This window comes from Gillisia sp. JM1 (assembly GCF_000424645.1).
In the GTDB taxonomy this organism is placed as follows: Bacteria; Bacteroidota; Bacteroidia; order Flavobacteriales; family Flavobacteriaceae; genus Gillisia.
Genome location: NZ_AUKH01000014.1, coordinates 1 through 2008, shown reverse-complemented (window position 1 = coordinate 2008; position 2008 = coordinate 1). Strand labels below are relative to the sequence as shown.

Here is a 2008-nt window from a genome sequence, read left to right as displayed (position 1 = left end):
GTATAGATCAAATAATATTTCAGCCCTTTCTATTTGTCTTGCCGTCCATTTGGCTTTTGATTTGAACAATAGATATCGGCCTCTAGCGAGCAGCTGCCTGTGCGTGTCCCCATTACCGAGAAGCTCTGGTTTGTATGTTTTTTCATTTTCCCTGGCTTCTTCAATAGCTTTGTTTTCTACTTCTATAATTTCCCACCTTAATCGGATACGTTCTTCTTGCACTGCTTCTGAGGCCAGTTTTTGAACATGGAACCTATCTGTGACTATTTCGGTTTTAGGGAAACATTTTTTAGCGATCAAATTCATGCTACCGGCCATATCCACAGTGACTTCTTTTACCATATTGCGCCTTTCTACTGGGATTTCCTTTAGTACCTCAATGACATCAACTGCTTTGGTTCCTTTAACAATTGCTACGATGCTGCCTTTCTTTCCGTTAGCTGCTTTGTTTGTTAGAATAGTGTAAAGTTCACCGTTGGATAAAGAGGTTTCATCTAAACTTAAATAGTTGCCCAAGTTCTTTCCATAGAGCAGCCAATCCTGTGAATGCTCTTTTTGCGTCCAATCTTTGAAGTCGCTGAGATGGTTTTTGTAGTGGTACTGCAGCGCTTTGCCATTGGTCTTATAATAGTCACCAAACCGTTTAGCACTTACCGCATGAGTATCAAGCGATACCTTTTAAAAAAGAGGCAAACTCGTTGGTTATCCGAGTGCCTTTAGCTATTAAGTTCCAATCTCTTTTTACTATCTCTCCTGTATTGACCAGGGTCCAGCGCCTACGTTTTATATGGAGCAATACGGATTTGCCCCTTAGCGGAAAATCTTCAACCGTTATCTCTGGTAAGAAGCCTTTGGATTGTGCTATTTCTGATTGATATTCTTTGGGTAGAATGTTCTTCTCTTCTAAATAGAAATGAACCTTGTCTGTTGATGATTTATGACTGATGATCTCAAAATATTCTAATATGCCTTCTGGCAATAAATAGCGGGCTAATTCTTTATCCAAGTTCTAAGTGTTTTGCTTGCAAAGATACATTTCTCCCCAAGTATTTACCTTGATCCCTGAAGGATCAAACCATATTATTGGGGAGCTCAAAAATTATGCATATAATTTAGTTAGTCTATAGAGGAAGAATTTCACATCTCTGACACCTCTAAACGAAGCTCTGAATTCTTTGATTTTTGCATTAAAAGATTCCGCTGAAGCGTTGGTGCTTCTGTTGTTAAAATAGTTTAGGATGGTCTCGTAGTGCAGTTGTACTGATCTTGCAATGGTATTGAAAGACTTAAATTCGGAATTTTCGACTTTGTTGTACCAGTGTGCCAATTTTAGCCTTGCTACATCTTTATTTGTGTTGTTTCTAAAAACATGGCTTAGCCCTTGAGAGAAGTTGTATGCTTTTTCAATAGTTGGGTATAGATCAAATAATATTTCAGCCCTTTCTATTTGTCTTGCCGTCCATTTGGCTTTTGATTTGAACAATAGATATCGGCCTCTAGCGAGCAGCTGCCTGTGCGTGTCCCCATTACCGAGAAGCTCTGGTTTGTATGTTTTTTCATTTTTCCTGGCTTCTTCAATAGCTTTGTTTTCTTCTTCTATAATTTCCCACCTTAATCGGATACGTTCTTCTTGCACTGCTTCTGAGGCCAGTTTTTGAACATGGAACCTATCTGTGACTATTTCGGTTTTAGGGAAACATTTTTTAGCGATCAAATTCATGCTACCGGCCATATCCACAGTGACTTCTTTTACCATATTGCGCCTTTCTACTGGGATTTCCTTTAGTACCTCAATGACATCAACTGCTTTGGTTCCTTTAACAATTGCTACGATGCTGCCTTTCTTTCCGTTAGCTGCTTTGTTTGTTAGAATAGTGTAAAGTTCACCGTTGGATAAAGAGGTTTCATCTAAACTTAAATAGTTGCCCAAGTTCTTTCCATAGAGCAGCCAATCCTGTGAATGCTCTTTTTGCGTCCAATCTTTGAAGTCGCTGAGATGGTTTTTGTA

Annotated in this window: 3 protein-coding genes; all 3 read right to left on the bottom strand. The window is 39.0% G+C overall.

Annotated elements, in window-relative coordinates:
• Positions 1-516, bottom strand: a 516-nt coding sequence (locus H033_RS0103290; RefSeq protein WP_231367539.1) for a transposase, incomplete at its 3' end; no start/stop codon positions are given.
• A 148-nt stretch (positions 517-664) separates the two neighbouring features.
• A complete protein-coding gene (locus H033_RS0103285; protein WP_026837013.1) occupies positions 665-1006 on the bottom strand; it encodes a hypothetical protein in 342 nt (113 codons plus the stop codon).
• A gap of 93 nt (positions 1007-1099) precedes the next feature.
• The coding region (locus H033_RS0103280) for an ISL3 family transposase (RefSeq protein ID WP_026837012.1) at positions 1100-2008 on the bottom strand (909 nt) is incomplete at its 5' end.